Source organism: Cryobacterium roopkundense (assembly GCF_014200405.1).
Classification (GTDB): Bacteria; Actinomycetota; Actinomycetes; order Actinomycetales; family Microbacteriaceae; genus Cryobacterium; species Cryobacterium roopkundense.
In genome coordinates this window covers 23,958-41,061 of the sequence record NZ_JACHBQ010000001.1, presented here as the reverse complement: position 1 = coordinate 41,061, position 17,104 = coordinate 23,958, and the positions used below count along the sequence as shown (strand labels likewise).

Annotated in this window: 10 protein-coding genes; 1 reads left to right on the top strand and 9 read right to left on the bottom strand. The window is 64.3% G+C overall.

Annotation, left to right across the window (positions count from 1 at the left end):
• Positions 1-77: 77 nt before the first annotated feature.
• The 9 genes from BJ997_RS00195 to rpoB form a co-directional block, all read right to left on the bottom strand.
• Positions 78-659, bottom strand: coding sequence for a hypothetical protein (locus BJ997_RS00195; protein ID WP_035834579.1), 582 nt, complete (start codon positions 657-659; stop codon positions 78-80).
• Positions 656-1,282: a hypothetical protein gene (locus BJ997_RS00190; RefSeq protein WP_035834578.1), complete on the bottom strand. Its 627-nt coding sequence runs from the start codon at positions 1,280-1,282 to the stop codon at positions 656-658. Before BJ997_RS00190 ends, BJ997_RS00195 begins: the two co-directional genes overlap by 4 nt.
• Positions 1,275-1,787, bottom strand: a complete 513-nt coding sequence (locus BJ997_RS00185) for a hypothetical protein (RefSeq protein ID WP_183323202.1) — start codon at positions 1,785-1,787, stop codon at positions 1,275-1,277. Before BJ997_RS00185 ends, BJ997_RS00190 begins: the two co-directional genes overlap by 8 nt.
• A gap of 38 nt (positions 1,788-1,825) precedes the next feature.
• Positions 1,826-3,106, bottom strand: a complete 1,281-nt coding sequence (locus BJ997_RS00180) for a hypothetical protein (RefSeq protein WP_035834576.1) — start codon at positions 3,104-3,106, stop codon at positions 1,826-1,828.
• On the bottom strand, positions 3,103-3,414 hold the full coding sequence (locus tag BJ997_RS00175; protein WP_035834575.1) for a hypothetical protein: 312 nt from the start codon (positions 3,412-3,414) through the stop codon (positions 3,103-3,105). Before BJ997_RS00175 ends, BJ997_RS00180 begins: the two co-directional genes overlap by 4 nt.
• 33 nt (positions 3,415-3,447) lie before the next feature.
• On the bottom strand, positions 3,448-3,744 hold the full coding sequence (locus BJ997_RS00170) for a WXG100 family type VII secretion target (RefSeq protein WP_035834650.1): 297 nt from the start codon (positions 3,742-3,744) through the stop codon (positions 3,448-3,450).
• A 98-nt stretch (positions 3,745-3,842) separates the two neighbouring features.
• A complete protein-coding gene (locus BJ997_RS00165) occupies positions 3,843-8,333 on the bottom strand; it encodes an FtsK/SpoIIIE domain-containing protein (protein WP_035834574.1) in 4,491 nt (1,496 codons plus the stop codon).
• Positions 8,334-8,449: 116 nt separating this feature from the next.
• Positions 8,450-12,346, bottom strand: a complete 3,897-nt coding sequence (locus tag BJ997_RS00160; protein ID WP_035834573.1) for a DNA-directed RNA polymerase subunit beta' — start codon at positions 12,344-12,346, stop codon at positions 8,450-8,452.
• A gap of 40 nt (positions 12,347-12,386) precedes the next feature.
• On the bottom strand, positions 12,387-15,878 hold the full coding sequence (gene rpoB, locus BJ997_RS00155; RefSeq protein WP_035834572.1) for a DNA-directed RNA polymerase subunit beta: 3,492 nt from the start codon (positions 15,876-15,878) through the stop codon (positions 12,387-12,389).
• Between the two features lie 273 nt (positions 15,879-16,151).
• Here rpoB and BJ997_RS00150 point away from each other — a divergent pair, with 273 nt between their 5' ends.
• The gene (locus tag BJ997_RS00150; protein ID WP_035834570.1) at positions 16,152-17,021 is read left to right on the top strand and encodes a spermidine synthase; all 870 of its coding nucleotides are present in this window, start codon (positions 16,152-16,154) and stop codon (positions 17,019-17,021) included.
• Positions 17,022-17,104 lie beyond the last annotated feature (83 nt).

Below are 17,104 nucleotides of genomic sequence, written 5' to 3'. Positions count from 1 at the left end.
CCCGTGGGCGTCAGACACCAGTGTACGTTCCCCGAAAGGGGGCATACGACCGGCTGCCATCGATCCGCAATCCGTGCTCAGCGCGCGTAGACCGTGCGGGCGAGCTCGTCGACGTAGGGCAGTGTCTGCTCGAACTCCTGAAGGTCATAACTGGCTGTGCGCAGCCGCACGAGAGTCTCATCAACCTCCCACGCATATTCCACGGTGGCGATGATGCCTGGCTGCGATGCGTCCGGCACCAGATGCCGCGTGCACCGAACGCCGACCAGACCGCTGTCGGTCGTGAAGGGTTCCACCAGCGGGGGGTCGATGGCGTCGGGGTCCGAGGCGCCGGCATAGTCCTCGATCGAGATGGTCCCCGCCGAGTACCGCGACTCGACCCGCAGGTCCACCAGTATCAGCGGGCCGTACCAGTCCGACAATCGAAGGTACGAACTGGATGCCTCACGTTCCTCGACAGACTTGGCGAGCATGACGAAGATGTTCTGCACGATGTCGCGCTGTTCCTGAGAGACGCGCTTTCGACGCGGCAGATTCTGGCCGACGACGATCTCTTCAATCAGCTCCCGCGCCCAGTCCTCGGGGCGTTCCCATCGGTCGCCCATATCGAAGTTGGGGACTCCGATCCAGTCATCGGGATGTTGAACGAAGATGCTCATGACACTCCCACGGTCGCGTTGACTGGTGCCGCGGGCGCGAACCTGACGCTCAGCGCCATGGCATCAAACAACTGCTCGAGTGCATCCATGACCCGATCAGCATCCGGAGTCGGTAAACGCAGCATGCTCCCGGTCACGATGAGCAAGCGATCCCCGATCGGTGACACGATTGCGTAGCTGATGCGCCGCGATTCGGGAATCTGCAGTTGACCGTCGTCTCCGAACACGGCAGCAGCATCTCCCGCCTGTCGCACGGCGAGTCGACCGCCCACTTCAACAGCCGTCGCACCGCCGCGAGCGGCAAATGCGAGCAGCGCATCCGCCGCCGAATTCTCGGATTCCGGAAGCTCCGGAGCCGACACAACTATCGACAGCGCTACCGGTGCGCCGTCGACGAGATCGACCGGAAGATACAGGTCCACTCCCGAAACCGATCGCGCACCCTGCACCACTTCACGCAGCTGCGCCGTGACGAACCGGCGCACTTGCGACTGGGCGCTGACCGGGGCGTTGGTCACCGCACGGTTCACGACCACGTTGCTTGCGGTCGGTGCGCGTTCGTCCAGGGGAATTCTCGCCCATCCCGGCGGAAGCACGAGACGATAGTCGACCTGGTCAGACATTGCGCGGCCTTGTCTTGCTCACGCGGCGCTTCTTCTTGCGCGGTATCCGTGCACCGTGCCTGAACGCCACCACAGCAATCCCAGCATAAACGGCAACGTTGACCCACCACCAGGAGAACGACCCGTCCAGCGGTTGATAGAAGGCTGCACACGTCGCCGACGCGAACGTACCGATGATCGCAAGCAGGGCGATGAACAGCGGCGAAATGTGCAGCCGAAGCTTGGCGCCAGGAGCTGAAGCGATGTGGTGCCTACTGGGACGCCAACAAATCACGAGCAGAATCCCCAGTGCCAGCGCACACAGGAGGCCGGCCCACGCGGGCACCGGATAGGGCAAGACTCCGGAGAGGCGCTCCAGGGTGGTCACACCGGGCCCATGCTCGACCCTTCCCGGAATCTCGAGCACCATCAGCATAATCACGTTGAAGGCCAGCCCGAGCGGAATAAGCACGACCATCGCGAAAGTAATAATCATGAGCGCGACAGCGCTGCGATAGGCGATCACGGCGTCACGTGCCTTCTCGCCGTTCAGCTGGGACGTGTTCACCACTTCTCGTCCCGCTCGGTTCGCCGGTCGGGGAAGAATGGCGCAGTGGCTTCTCGTGCGGCAAACTCTCCCAGCGGTGAGGCGAATTCGTTGGCTGCCCACGCGCCGCTAAAGGTCCACATTCGACCGGACTGCGACGCGGTGACGACCAGGTCGGAGACACCGCCACCGCGCAGTTCCAGGCGAGACATCGCTTGCCACTCAGCGATCATACGCGGCGTTGAACGCAATCCCACAACCGGGTTCGACACCAGAAACGGTGCGGCATCCGCCGCGACCTGGTTGATCTCGGCGCGTGCGACGGACCGTGTGTAGCCAGAAATTCCTTGGCCGGCCTTGCTCTTCATGAGGGATTCTGCTGCGGCCTCCGAGGTTGCGCGATGGATGGCGGAGACTTGCCCGCCAACCAATTTTCCGGCGACCTTGCCCAATCCGAACGGCAGCAGCGCGAACGCGACTTCGATGATCCCCTGAGCGATGGATTTGTGCCCGGTCATGGTCTGACCGACGGCGTTCACGACGCTGGCGGCCGTCACGGCGATGATCACCGCCGCTATCACCCAACCCGCGATGGGGATGAAGAGGGCGACGACGACCAGGACTGCGGCCAGGATCCCCGCGACAAAGAGGATGTTGTCGATCAGTGCGGCGTGCTTGTCGAAGAACTGGTCGACGTTGTCCCAGAAGGTGTCGTTGAGGTTGCCGGAGTTCTCGACGTCGGCGATGGCCTCGGCGGCGACGGCTGCGGCCACGTCGCGCTGGTCGATGGCGCTCTGCAGCAGCTCGACGGCGGCCGCCAGCATGCTCGCCGCGCCCGCGCCGTCGTTTACGGCGTCGTCCTGCTGTTTCTCGTAGTCGCGGCGATCTTCCGGGGTGAGGCTGGAATCGTAGAGACGATCCTGGTACCTGGCCTGATCGGCGTTGGCATCCGCTTGCGCCTGAAAGGCGGTGTTCGCGTTCATCAGCGCCTGCACCGACGTGGCCTGCGCTTCGCTGAGCGGGGTTGCGTAATTCGTCAGCGCCAGTCCGACACCGGCATAGCGTTCCTGCGCGCGCTCGATGCGTTCGGCGACGTCGTCGGCCTGCTCCGCGAGGGCCGACACGGCCTCACTCACCATGCCCTCACAGCCCGACAACGCGCGCAGGTTGGCCGCGGCACGCGTGATGGCCTCGGCGACGCTGGTGTACTCCACAGCCGCCGTCTGCACGGCACTCGGATCGCCGGGAATCGGGTCGCGGTAGACCCCGAGGGCCGACCAGTCCGTGGGGCGGCTCATCCGTTCGCGCCGGCGGCGGGCTGTGCGGCATCGGTGATGCACGCGCCCAGCTCGGTATCGGTGTTCTCCAGGCCGTCGGCCGCAGTGAGCAGGTTCTCGCCCAGCGTGGCGAGTTGTTCGACCAGTTCGCCGCGCCGGTGGTCCCAATTGCTGGCAAAGGTGGTTACGCGGTCGGCGAGACCGGCGTGACCCACGGCATCCGCTAAATTCCGGCTCGTCGTCTTCGCCGAATCGAACTCGGTGCGAATCAGAGAGACGTCGCTCGCCATATCTCGGAGCAGGGTCGTATCAACCAACAAATCAGACATTGTTCTCTTTCAACCCGGTACTGCGACGGATGCTTAGCCGCGGATGGCGTTGCCGAGTTCGGTGTCGATGTTGCCGAGGGCGTCGGCGGCTGCCATGAGGAACTGGCTCATGCCGTCGATGCCGTTGACGGCGAGGGTCGTGCCCTGCGTGAACGCGTCATACGACGTCTGGAAGGCGCCCGACGCGGAATCGGTCACGAAGCCCGAGCCGACCAGGTTGTTCACGAGCGTCTGCAGCTCGGTCAGTTTGGTGACCAAGTCTTCCTTGCCGGAGCTGAGTCGGCCCGCAGCATCGGTCATATCGGAATACGTAACGTTGAGATTTGCCATGGTGTCCCCCAGAGTGCGCCCGAACAGGCGGTTGTGCACCTAATCTAACGGCATCGCTGCAAATGTTCTAATGGGGTTAACTCACGTTCTACCCCGAGCTACTCGACGAACGGCAGCTGCACGCGCACAGCCCGGCCCCCGGCCACCATCATGCCGCGGCCGGAAGGGAACTCCGCCCGGTTGAGCCGCGGTAGCGGGGTCTTGAGAATAATGTCCCCCTCGATGGTGTCGGGTTGCAGCAACAGACCGCGCCGGCTGTTCTTCATCTCGACGAACAGCGGCCAGGAAGAATTCCAGGACGCGGTCTCGCCGTCAGCCACCAGAAAGTGGTCGCTGCGCTTGACCTGCTTGATCAGCTCCACGATCACGGCATCCGCCGGAGTCTGAAGGAAGTCTGCAAGGTTTTCCACCACGATGGCGATGCGAGCACCCGACGTCTCGGCCGTCACGGCCTGGGTGAGTTCCTTCGCCAGATCGACGGCTTCGGCGATCGTCGTCGCGGCCCCCGCCCAGGCGGGCAGCCCGGCGAGACCCGAGCGAGCATTGCCGATGTAATACTGCACCATGCCGGAGTCGAACCGCCGCAGAGAGTGCGTGATCGCGCGCAGGGTGGTGCTGCGCCCGCTGGCCGGCGGACCGGAAACCAGCAGAGTTCCGCGCGGCTCGAAACCGACCGGAGCCAGCGTTTCATCGCTCAACCCCAGAACGGGCCAGGTTTTCACACGGTCCGGCAGCACATCCGCGCAGTAGTCACGGGACAGGGTGCCGATCGGCAGGGCCGACTGCACGCCCTGCGCCTCGAGGGTGCTGGCGAGCACGCGTACCGCGGCGGCCTGCTCCGCCGCCACCGCGGAACCGCCCCAAATCGCTACCTGGGTTTCGAGCCCGTCCACGATCGCACGCCCGGGAGCGGATTTGGCGTTCAGGATGTCTCCCGGCACGTCGAGCAGGTTATAGCCCGTGTCGTCGGCGAGCCTCAGCACAACACGTCGCTGCACGCTCGAGCGCACCGAGCTCGGCAGAGACCCGGATCGGTCGGCGGTGAACACGACGTGGATGCCCAGTTGACGGCCGTCGGAGAGGATGCTGCGAAACACGTCGTACCAGTTGGATCGTCCGCTCGCCACTTCCCACTCTTCACGGAACGCCCCGAAGCCATCGATGAGAAGCAGGATGCGCGGTTCGCTCGGTCGGTTGGCGAGGGTGCGGTATTCGGCGATCGTCGACGCGTTCGCCTCGGCAAAACGGTTGCCGCGTGATTCGAGTTCAGCCTTGAGCAGCCGGAAGAGTCGGATGATGCGCTCGGTGTCGTCCCCGGTGATGATGCTGCCGACATGGGGAAGAGGTTCGAGCATGCGCAGGCTGCCGGCGGCGAAGTCGAGCCCGTACACCGCGACAGGCCCCCCGCGGCTCGTGTTCCCCGCGGCGATCGCGAGGGTGCGCAGCGCGACGCTCTTGCCGGAGCCACCCGTGCCGTAGATGCCGAGGTGGCCGTCGATGTCGGGCAGAAAGCACACCGGGCGCTGTTGCTGCTCGGTGGGCGCGTCGGCGAGCCCGAGCGCCAGCGCGGCATCCGTTCCCTGCAGAATCTGATCCAGGTCCGCCAGCAGCGGCAGCTCGTCGAGCCAGGGCCGCCGCGGCGCGGGAATCCGCGCCGATCGGGCCGCACCGACGAGGGCCTCAACGAGTTTCTGTTGATCGGTCTGACCGAGCTCGCGTTCCTGCCCTGCCCGAGGGTCGGCCGGCGGCTCCCACGCGGTTTCGCCACCGAAGCGAAGCTCAGCGATGCCGATCTCGGCGATTTCGGGTTCGCGGGAGGTCCACCCGCCGGCATAGCCGGACTGGAACTGCAGGAGCCGGCCGGGGCCGGTCTTCGCGATGCCGCGCCCGGGCAGGCCAGGATCGAAGTGCGCTGCGTCCTTCACGCCGACGACGTCGTTGCTGTCGGATTCGTCGGCCATACGCAGTGCCACCCGCAGGTTGGTGTTCGCGCGCAGGTTGTCCTTGATCACGCCCGCCGGGCGCTGGGTGGCCATGATCAGGTGGATTCCGAGCGACCGCCCGCGCTGGGCGATGTCGACGACGCCGTCGACAAATTCCGGCACCTCGCTCACGAGGGCGGCGAACTCGTCGATCACCAGCACGAGAGCGGGCGGGCTGTCGGGGTCGCCTCGTTTCTCGAGTTCGATGAGGTCTTTGGCCTTCTTGTGGTTGAGGAGGTGCTCGCGGTGGCGCAGCTCGGCACGCAGGCTCGTGAGCGCCCGGCGCACGAGGTGGGGGCTCAGGTCCGTGACCAGCCCCACGCAGTGCGGCAGCGAGACGCAGTCGGCGAATGCCGAGCCGCCCTTGTAGTCGACGAAGAGAAAAGACACCCGGTCGGGGCTGTACTCGGCGGCCATGCCCAGCACCCAGGCCTGCAGGAACTCGCTCTTGCCGGCACCGGTCGTGCCGCCGACGAGCGCGTGTGGACCCTGGGTTCGCAGGTCGAGATGCATGGCGTGCACCCCGGTGGAACCGACGATGGCACGCAGGGTTCCTGCCCGTTTGGAGCGCTGCAGCGCACCGGGCGTGCGATCGTGGATGGAAGCGTTCTGCCGCCACCGGTCGATGGCGGCCTCGTGAGTGTCGACCAGGTCGTGGCCGAGCAAAGTCACCATCGACACCGATCGGGGCAGGTCGCTCGAGTCGGCGATGAGTGCGCCGGCGTCGATCACCGGCGCCTGACGGCGGGCGAAGTGCAGTGCAGTGGCCGAGTCGACCGACTCGAGCGCCACATCCGCGATGGCCTCGCCGAGGCGAACGAACGACACCGTGGCGAGCCCGGTGTGCTCGTCGACGGCGACGGAGGTACGACAGACGGCGGGCAGGGCCGCCACGTTTCGGGCCACCCAGATGGGGTAGACGCCGGCGTCTGCGCCGTTTTCGGCGAGCTGCACGAGACGGGCGCGGTCGACGTCCACGTCGTCCGAGATGACCACGATGATCGCCGGTATCGGCGATTGCGTGCCCTCCCCGGTCTTTCCCGAGCCGACCTCTTCGCCGCGTTCGAGGGCGGCTCGCTCCTGATCCATGGCGCCGCGCCGCGCCGACTTCTTCGACTTCTGGCGCTGCGTGATGACCTCTTCGAGGGCAGCGAGAACGGACGCCGCGCTCGACGCGCTGTCTGCCAGGTGGCCACCGGCAAGGGGGCTCTGGGGCGACGAGGTGTGCGGCAGCCATTTGAGCCACTCCAGCTCCCTCGACCAACGCGGAGTCACCAGCGAGGCGACGGCCAGTTCGGCAGGGGAATGCAGGGCGGTGAGCTGCACGAGGAGCGAGTTGACCGTTCCCACGCAGGCGTCGGCACCGCCGGCGACGCCGAGCGCACCCGCGTCGAACAGGTTGTCGATCAGCGGAACCTGCTCCACCGTGGCGTGCTCGGTCATGACGGCGTCGAGGCGCTCCTGGAATTCGGGGAGCAGCTCCCCGCGGAGCGACGCATCGATCGTATTGCGGGAGCGCATCGTGCCGACGCCGAGACGCACGTTGAGAAAGGACCAGTGTTCAGGTCGGCGTGTCCACATAAGAGGACCGCGAGCGAGTGACTCGGCGAGGGCATCCGCTGTGGAGGGCGACTCGCCCAGGCGGGCGCTCTGCTCGAGCGTGCGCTCCGAGAGCAACTGGGCGCTCAGTGCGGCAAGGCGCACGTCGAAGCGCCCAATCGCGCGCTTGAGGTGCCGCTTGTCTTTCGAGCGATTCATGAAGAAGTTGCCGATGAGCATCATCGGCGACATGAGCACGAAGAGAAGGGCTGCCGGGCGGTCGAAGATCACCCACATGCTCACCCCGAGCACAACGGGGGCCACCATGGCCAGCCACGGAAACGGTTGATCGTCTTTCTCGGTCGGCACTTCGGGGGCGGCGAATTCCTGGCCGGCGTACCGGGTCTCCACTCGCGGTGACCGGTTGAAGTAGATCGGGCCGTCCCGATGGTCGTCTCCGGTTGCCGCCACCGTGCCGACGACGGTGACGCGCAGGCGGCTGTCACCGATCTGCACGGTCTCGGTGTGTTCGATTCGCAATTTTGAGACCAGCCCGCCGTCGACGACGACGCCGTTGGCCGAGCCAAGATCGACGAGGTCGACGCCTGCAGCGACTTCGAGGCGCACGTGTCGTTTGGACACGAGCTTGTCGCTGAGCACCACGTCGCATTCGGCACCGCGGCCGACGATGGTCGTGCCACTGCCCAGAGCGATACGAGCTCCGGCATCCGGACCTGACAGCACGTCGATGACGGCAAGGGTCGCGGCCGCACCGTGGTCCTGAGACAGGTAGTAGGTGGCCGAATCGGCCAGGGCCACGCTCGCGCCCGAACCCACCCAGTCTTCCCCGATCAGGGCGTCGGGCGGCAGCAGCAGCCAGTCCGTTCCGCCCGGCGTGACGGTGCGCAGGGTGAGCGGCTGCTCTGCCGCTCCCGGGGCGAGCTGCGACCGCGGATCGACCCGCGCGATCGCTCCGGCGACATCGGCAATACTGGCCGCGGCATCCGTGGTCACGACGATGTCGTCGTTCCGGCCGTCGGGTCGGGCAAATGTAACTTTCAACCGCACGTGTATTCCCCCAGATTCGACGCCTCGTTCGAGGGTACCCCGGCTTAACGACGGATGGCCCCTGCCGAAGCAGGGGCCATCCGGGTTGAGCTACGGACAGTTAGTTGTTCGCGCCCTTAGTTGTACGTGCCCGGTGTGAGGTCATCCGACGAGAAGCTGTCGAAATCGACGAAGCTCAGGTCGCCCTCTGCGAACGTGGCATCTTCGGTGAAGATGCGGTTCGGGTAACGCTCAGCCTTGGCTTCCTCAGTTGCCTCGACGGTTACGTCGCGGTAACGCGGGAGTCCGGTTCCGGCCGGGATCAACTTACCGATGATCACGTTCTCCTTGAGGCCCATCAGCGGGTCGCTCTTGCCTTCCATGGCCGCCTGGGTCAGAACCCGGGTGGTCTCCTGGAAGGAAGCGGCCGACAGCCAGGACTCGGTTGCCAGCGAAGCCTTGGTGATACCCATGACTTCCTGACGAGCCGAAGCCGTCTTCTTGCCCTCGGTGAGCGCGGTGCGGTTGAGGTCGTTGTACTTCAACCGGTCAACGAGCTCGCCGGGGAGCAGGCCGGTGTCGCCGTGCTCGACGACGGTCACCTTACGAAGCATCTGACGAACGATGACCTCGATGTGCTTATCGTGAATCGGCACACCCTGTGAACGGTAGACCTGCTGCACACCTTCCACGAGGTGCTTCTGCACGGCACGCACGCCCTTGACGCGAAGAACTTCCTTCGGGTCGACGGCGCCGATGATGATCTGCTGTCCGAGCTCGACGTGCTGGCCGTCCTCAACGAGGAGGGTCGAACGCTTGAGCACCGGGTAGGCAATCGCTTCGTCACCGTTATCGGGGGTCAGGATGACCTTACGGCCCTTGTCCGTGTCCTCGATCGTGATGCGTCCGGCAGAGTCGACGATGGGCGACGCACCCTTGGGGGTACGAGCCTCGAAGAGCTCCTGAACACGCGGCAGACCCTGGGTGATGTCGTCAGCGGATGCCGACCCACCCGTGTGGAAGGTACGCATGGTCAGCTGGGTGCCGGGCTCACCGATGGACTGTGCGGCGATGATACCGACGGCCTCACCGATGTCGACGAGCTGGCCCGTGGCGAGCGAACGGCCGTAGCAGACCGCACACACACCGACGGCAGACTCACACGTGAGCACCGAACGAACCTTGATGGTCTCGATGCCGGACGCGATGAGCTGTGCGATGAGCACGTCTCCCACGTCGGCGCCGGCCTCGGCCACGACAGTGCCTGCGGCGTCGACCGCGGGTGCGGCCAGGCTGCGGGCGTAGACAGCGTTCTCAACGTTCGGGTGAACGCCGAGCACGCCGGCCGAGTTGCGGTCACCGATGGGCAGTTCCAGGCCCTTGGTGGTGCCACAGTCGTCTTCACGGATGATGACGTCCTGCGACACGTCCACCAGACGACGGGTGAGGTACCCCGAGTCGGCGGTACGCAGCGCGGTGTCGGCCAGTCCCTTACGAGCACCGTGAGTAGCAATGAAGTACTCGGCGACGGACAGGCCTTCGCGGTAGCTCGAGATGATCGGGCGAGGGATGATCTCACCCTTCGGGTTGTTCACGAGGCCTCGCATGCCGGCGATGTTACGCACCTGCAGCCAGTTACCACGAGCACCAGAGGTGACCATGCGGTTGATGGTGTTGTCGGCCGGGAAGTTCGCCTGCATGGCCGCGGCAACGTCTTCGGTCGCCTTGGTCCAGATCTGGATGAGCTCCTGACGACGCTCGAGGTCGGTCGTGAGACCCTTCTCGAACTGCGACTGAACCTTCGCGGCCATCTTCTCGTAACCGGCGACGATCTCCTTCTTGTTCGGAGGCGTCAGGATGTCGCTGAGGGCGACGGTCACACCGGAGCGAGTAGCCCAGTAGAAACCTGCATCCTTGATGCGGTCGAGCGTGGCAGCCACTTCGATCTTCACGTACCGCTCAGCGAGGTCGTTGACGATCGTCGACATGGTGACCTTGTCGGCCACCTGCTCGAAGTACGGGTAGTCAGCAGGAAGCGCCTCGTTGAAGATGGCGCGGCCCAGGCTGGTGGTGACCAGTACGGTTCCGACGGCCTGGCCGCCCACGAGCTCGACACCTTCGGGCTGCGTGCCCTCGGTGAAGTACTTGTCGGTCAAGCGGATGCGTACCTTGGCGTTCAGGTCGAGCGACTTCTGGTCGAACGCAAGAATCGCCTCGGAGACCGTGGAGAACGCGCGGCCTTCTCCGACGACGCCTTCCTTCATGGTCGTGAGGTGGTGCAGACCGATGATCATGTCCTGGGTGGGCAGGGTCACCGGACGACCGTCAGACGGCTTCAGGATGTTGTTCGAGGCGAGCATCAGGATGCGTGCCTCGGCCTGGGCCTCGACCGAGAGGGGAAGGTGCACAGCCATCTGGTCACCGTCGAAGTCGGCGTTGAACGCCGCGCAGACGAGCGGGTGCAGCTGGATGGCCTTACCCTCAACGAGCTGAGGCTCGAAGGCCTGGATTCCCAGGCGGTGCAGGGTGGGTGCACGGTTCAGCAGAACCGGGCGCTCGCGGATGATCTCCTCGAGCACGTCCCAGACCTGCGGGCGTGAACGCTCGACCATGCGCTTGGCGGCCTTGATGTTCTGAGCGTGGCTCAGGTCGATCAGGCGCTTGATCACGAACGGCTTGAACAGCTCGAGTGCCATCTGCTTGGGCAGACCACACTGGTGCAGCTTGAGCTGCGGACCGACCACGATGACCGAACGGCCGGAGTAGTCAACGCGCTTGCCGAGCAGGTTCTGGCGGAAACGACCCTGCTTACCCTTGAGCATGTCGCTCAGGGACTTGAGGGCGCGGTTACCGGTACCCGTGACGGGGCGACCACGACGACCGTTGTCGAACAGTGCGTCAACGGCCTCCTGCAGCATCCGCTTCTCGTTGTTCACGATGATCTCGGGGGCACCGAGGTCAAGCAGACGACGCAGGCGGTTGTTGCGGTTGATCACACGACGGTAAAGGTCGTTGAGGTCGCTGGTCGCGAAGCGGCCACCGTCAAGCTGCACCATCGGGCGCAGTTCCGGCGGGATGACCGGTACGACATCGAGCACCATCGCGGCCGGCGAGTTGCCGGTCATGATGAACGCGTTGACAACGCGCAGGCGCTTGATGGCGCGGATCTTCTTCTGACCCTTGCCCTCGGCGATCTGAAGGTGCAGGTTTTCGCTCTCGGTGACGAGGTCGAAGGCCAGCAGGCGCTTCTTGATGGCCTCGGCGCCCATGAAGGCCTCGAAGTACATGCCGAAGCGGTCCTGAAGCTCGTGGAAGACGGAGTCTTCGGGCTTCAGGTCGCCGACCTTGAGGGTGCGGAAGTCTTCCCACACGCGCTCGAGGTGGGCGATCTGCTCGTCCAGGGACTTGCGGATCTGTCCCATTTCCTTTTCGGCAGCGTCTTTCGCGCGCTTCTTCTGGTCGCTCTTGGCGCCTTCGGCCTCGAGTGCTGCGAGGTCGGTTTCGAGGCGCTGCAGGCGATCGGCGATGCGCGAGTCACGGCTGTTCTCAAGGGTCTTGAGTTCTAGGCGCAGCTCGTTCTCGAGACCGGGCATGTCCTGGTGACGGCCGTCTTCGTCTACGGAGATGACCATATATGCCGCGAAGTAGATGACCTTTTCGAGGTCCTTCGGAGCCATGTCCAGCAGGTAGCCGAGGCGCGAGGGCACGCCCTTGAAGTACCAGATGTGAGTGACGGGGGCGGCGAGTTCGATGTGGCCCATGCGCTCGCGGCGCACAGACGACTTCGTGACCTCTACGCCACAACGCTCACAGACGATGCCTTTGAAGCGAACACGCTTGTACTTGCCACAAGAGCATTCCCAGTCCCGTGACGGACCGAAGATCTGTTCGCCGAACAGGCCGTCCTTCTCGGGCTTGAGCGTGCGGTAGTTGATGGTTTCGGGCTTCTTGACCTCACCGTGCGACCAACGACGGATGTCGTCTGCCGTAGCCAGGCCAATGCGAAGCTCGTCAAATGTTGTTACGTCGAGCAATTTCTCTCCTTGGAAAGTATTCGAGTCTCAGTGGCCGGGCTTAGATGTCGTCGATTGACGACGACTCAAACCGGGTGGAAATGTTGATTCCGAGCTCCTCCGCTGCACGGAAGACCTCGTCATCCGTGTCGCGCAGGCTGACTGCGGTGCCGTCGGCCGAGAGAACCTCGACGTTCAAGCAGAGCGACTGCATTTCCTTGATCAGAACCTTGAAGCTCTCGGGGATGCCGGGCTCCTGGATGTTCTCACCCTTGACGATGGCCTCGTAGACCTTGACGCGGCCGAGGATGTCGTCGGACTTGATGGTCAGGAGTTCCTGCAGAGCGTACGCGGCTCCATATGCTTCGAGCGCCCACACCTCCATCTCACCGAAACGCTGTCCACCGAACTGCGCCTTACCACCCAGCGGCTGCTGCGTGATCATGGAGTACGGACCTGTCGAACGAGCGTGGATCTTGTCGTCGACGAGGTGGTGCAGCTTCAGGATGTACATGTAGCCGACGGAGATCGGGTTCGGGAACGGCTCGCCGGAGCGACCGTCGAACAACTGGGTCTTTCCCGAGGAACCGATGAGGCGTTCGCCGTCGCGAGTGAGCGTCGTGGAGTCCAGAAGACCCTCGATCTCGATCTCGAGCGCGCCGTCGAAGACCGGGGTGGCGACCTTCGTGCCGGGGGCGGCGCTGAAGGCGTGCTCCGGAAGACGAGCAGCCCACTTGGGCTTGCCCTCGACCTGCCAGCCCTGCTTGGCGATCCAGCCGAGGTGGGTCTCCAGGACCTGACCGAAGTTCATTCGACCGGGGATACCCAGCGGGTTCAGGATGATGTCGACCGGGGTTCCGTCGGCGAGGAACGGCATGTCCTCGATCGGCAGAATACGGGAGATGACACCCTTGTTACCGTGACGACCGGCGAGCTTGTCGCCCTCGGTGATCTTGCGCTTCTGGGCGATGAACACGACTACGCGCTGGTTGACGCCCGAGCCGAGCTCGTCGTCGCCGTCCTGCGAGTCGAACACCTTGACGCCGATGATCGTTCCGCGCTCACCGTGAGGAACCTTGAGTGAGGTGTCGCGCACCTCTCGGCTCTTCTCGTTGAAGATGGCGCGCAGCAGGCGCTCCTCAGCGGACAGCTCGGTCTCGCCCTTGGGCGTGACCTTGCCTACGAGGATGTCGCCGGGGCGAACCTCGGCTCCGATGCGGATGATGCCGCGCTCGTCGAGGTCGGCGAGGAAGTCGGGCGACACGTTGGGAAGGTCGCGAGTGATCTCTTCCTTGCCCAGCTTGGTGTCGCGAGCGTCAACCTCGTACTCTTCGATGTGAATCGAGGAGAGAGTGTCGTCCTTCACCAGGTTCTGGCTCAGGATGATCGCGTCCTCGAAGTTGTAGCCTTCCCACGGCATGAATGCCACGAGGAGGTTCTTTCCGAGGGCGAGCTCGCCCTGGTCGGTTGCGGGGCCGTCTGCGATGACCTCGCCGGCCTCAATGCGGTCGCCCGCATTGACGATGACGCGGTGGTTGAAGCTCGTGCCCTGGTTGGAGCGGCTGAACTTGCGCAGGTAGTAGTCCTGCGTTCCACCCTCATCGAGCTGGATCGTGACGACATCCGCTGACACCTCGGCGACAACACCGGCCTTGTCGGCGGTGAGCACGTCGCCGGCGTCGATGGCCGTGTAGCCCTCCATGCCGGTTCCGACGAGCGGGCTGTCGCTGAGCAGCAGCGGAACGGCCTGACGCTGCATGTTCGCGCCCATGAGCGCGCGGTTTGCATCGTCATGGTCGAGGAACGGAATGAGCGAGGTCGCAACCGACACCATCTGGCGCGGGGAGACGTCCATGTAACCGATCTCTTCCGCGGGGAAGAGGTCGACCTCTCCGCCCTTCTTACGGGCGAGAACGCGGTCTTCCGCGAAGTGCGAGTCCTTGGTCAACGGTGCGTTGGCCTGGGCGACGATGAAGTCGTCCTCTTCGCTGGCGGTGAGGTAATCGATGGTCTCGGTGACCTTGTTGGCCACAACGCGACGGTACGGGGTCTCAATGAATCCGAAGGCGTTGATGCGCGCGAACGATGCGAGCGAACCAATCAGGCCGATGTTCGGGCCTTCCGGGGTTTCAATGGGGCACATGCGGCCGTAGTGCGAGGGGTGAACGTCTCGCACCTCGACGCCGGCGCGGTCACGGGAGAGTCCACCCGGGCCCAGCGCGGACAAGCGACGCTTGTGCGTGAGGCCGGCGAGCGGGTTGTTCTGGTCCATGAACTGCGACAGCTGCGAGGTACCGAAGAACTCCTTGATCGCAGCGACGACGGGGCGCACGTTGATCAGGGTCTGCGGGGTGATCGCTTCAATGTCCTGCGTGGTCATGCGCTCGCGAACGACGCGCTCCATGCGGGACAGACCGGTGCGAACCTGGTTCTGGATGAGCTCGCCGACGGCACGAATACGACGGTTACCGAAGTGGTCGATGTCGTCGATGTCGATCGTGATGTCGGTCTTCTTGCCCTCGCGGAGGCCGGCAATCGTGGAACGGTTGTCGTGCAGGGAGACCAGGTACTTGATGGTGGCCAGGATGTCCTGGAGCGTCAGTACGGAGTCACTCAGCGGAGCCTCGAGGCCGAGCTTGCGGTTGATCTTGTAACGACCAACCTTGGCCAGGTCGTAGCGCTTGGAGTTGAAGAAGAAGTTGTCCAGCAGGGCGCGGGCAGCCTCGGCGGCAACCTGCTCTCCCGGGCGGAGCTTGCGGTAGATGTCCTTGAGGGCTTCTTCCTTGGTGAGGATGTTGTCCTTCTCAAGGGTGAGCTCGATGGACGCGAAGCCCTTGAACTCTTCGAGGATCTCTTCGCTCGTGAGGCCGAGGGCCTTGAGGAAGACCGTGACGGACTGCTTGCGCTTGCGGTCGATACGCACGCCAACCTGGTCGCGCTTGTCGATCTCGAACTCGAGCCAGGCACCACGGCTTGGAATGACGCGAGCGGAGTAGATGTCCTTGTCGGAGGTCTTCTCCTGCTGGCGGTCGAAGTACACGCCGGGCGAACGCACCAGCTGCGACACGACAACACGCTCGGTGCCGTTGATCACGAAGGTGCCCTTGGGCGTCATCAGCGGGAAGTCACCCATGAACACGGTCTGAGTCTTGATCTCACCCGTGAGGTGGTTCATGAACTCAGCGTTCACGTAGAGGGGTGCGGAGTAGGTCTTACCCTTTTCCTTGCACTCGTCGATGGTGTACTTTTCCGGCTCAAGCTCCGGGTTGGTGAAGGAGAGCTGCATCGTCTCGCCGAGGTCCTCGATGGGGGAGATCTCTTCAAAGATCTCATCGAGCCCTGTGCGATTCGGCAGATCCTGGCGTCCGGCCTTCTGGGCTTCAGCGACGCGCTTCTTCCAGATGTCGTTGCCAACGAGCCAGTCAAAGCTCTCGGTCTGCAAGGCAAGCAGATCCGGAACAGTCAGGTGGTCGCTAATCTTCGCGAACGAAAGACGCTCAGCTGAGCGGCCGTTCTTGGGTGAGTTGGTGGTTGCGTTGCGCGCAGCAGCCAAGGAAATAACCTCCGTGGACCCCGTCAGGTCTAGTTACTGTTATTGGTGAGGACTCCACAGACCCTGTGCGAATAATTTCTTCGCAAGGAATGTGCCGCAAGGTGGCTTGAGCACGCAAAGCCGACCGCAATATGAAGGCAGAGTTTTGTCTGGGAGCGCAAGGATCAAGTATATGCCTCTTATAGGGCCACGTCTACTCTTTTCTTGACCTTGTTGCGATTCTCGGGTATAACCCAGTTTCCGACGGAGCGCGGGAGGGCGCAGACTGGAGCCATGAGCAAAGGCGAGCAAGAGCATCCGTCGGTCGTCTTGAAACTGAGCGGGCACATCGCGGTGATCGAACCAGACCGGTTTACGCCGGGCAGTTTTCAGCTCGTGGTGGACGGTACACCGCAATCGCATGTGAACCTCGAGCATCCTGAGGAGCTGTTTTTCGAGTACATCCAGCGGATCGGCCACGTCATCGATCTGCTCGGCGACCCACACGAGCCAATCACGGCCGTGCACCTGGGCGCCGGCGCGCTGACCCTCCCCCGCTACGTGGAGGCCACCCGCCCCGGATCCCGGCAACAGGTCGTGGAAATCGAGAGCGACCTCATCGACCTCGTGCGCGCCGAACTGCCGTGGGACAAGCGCGCCCAGCTGCGGGTGCGGCACGGAGACGCCCGCGAGGTGCTTGGAAAGCTGCCGGCCGGCCTGCACGGCACTGTCGACCTCGTGGTGGTCGACATTTTCTCCGGGGCCCGCACACCCAAGCACGTGACGAGCCGCGAGTTCTTCGCCCTGACCGCTCCCCTGCTGTCGCCGCGGGGTGTGGTGGCGGTGAACGTGGCCGACGGTCCAGGACTGGCGTTCGCCCGCGGCCAGGCCGCGACGCTGTCCGCGGTGTTTCCGCACGTGATCGGCTTCGCTGAAACGCAGGTTCTCAAGGGACGCCGGTTCGGCAACATAGTGTTCGTGGCGGCGCACACGCCGATCGACCTGACCTGGATTCCGCGGCTGCTGGCCAACGGCCCGCACCCGGCCAAGGTGATCGAGGGCACGGAGCTCAGGCAGTTCATGGCCGGTTCGCTCGTGGCCACCGACGAAACCTCCATCCAGTCACCACTTCCCGGCCGCACGGTCTTCCAGATCGGCCACTGAGCAGGCCCCCGCCCCCGCCTATCCCCCGCACTGTCCCCCGCGCTGGGGGCGAATTCAGGAGATCCGCGGCAGAGCCGCGCGCG

Coding starts and splice junctions, on each gene's coding strand:
- BJ997_RS00170 (WP_035834650.1), bottom strand. CDS start 3,744: ATGGCAAATCTCAACGTTACGTATTCCGATATGACCGATGCTGCGGGC.
- BJ997_RS00175 (WP_035834575.1), bottom strand. CDS start 3,414: ATGTCTGATTTGTTGGTTGATACGACCCTGCTCCGAGATATGGCGAGC.
- BJ997_RS00190 (WP_035834578.1), bottom strand. CDS start 1,282: ATGTCTGACCAGGTCGACTATCGTCTCGTGCTTCCGCCGGGATGGGCG.
- BJ997_RS00195 (WP_035834579.1), bottom strand. CDS start 659: ATGAGCATCTTCGTTCAACATCCCGATGACTGGATCGGAGTCCCCAAC.
- BJ997_RS00180 (WP_035834576.1), bottom strand. CDS start 3,106: ATGAGCCGCCCCACGGACTGGTCGGCCCTCGGGGTCTACCGCGACCCG.
- BJ997_RS00150 (WP_035834570.1), top strand. CDS start 16,152: ATGAGCAAAGGCGAGCAAGAGCATCCGTCGGTCGTCTTGAAACTGAGC.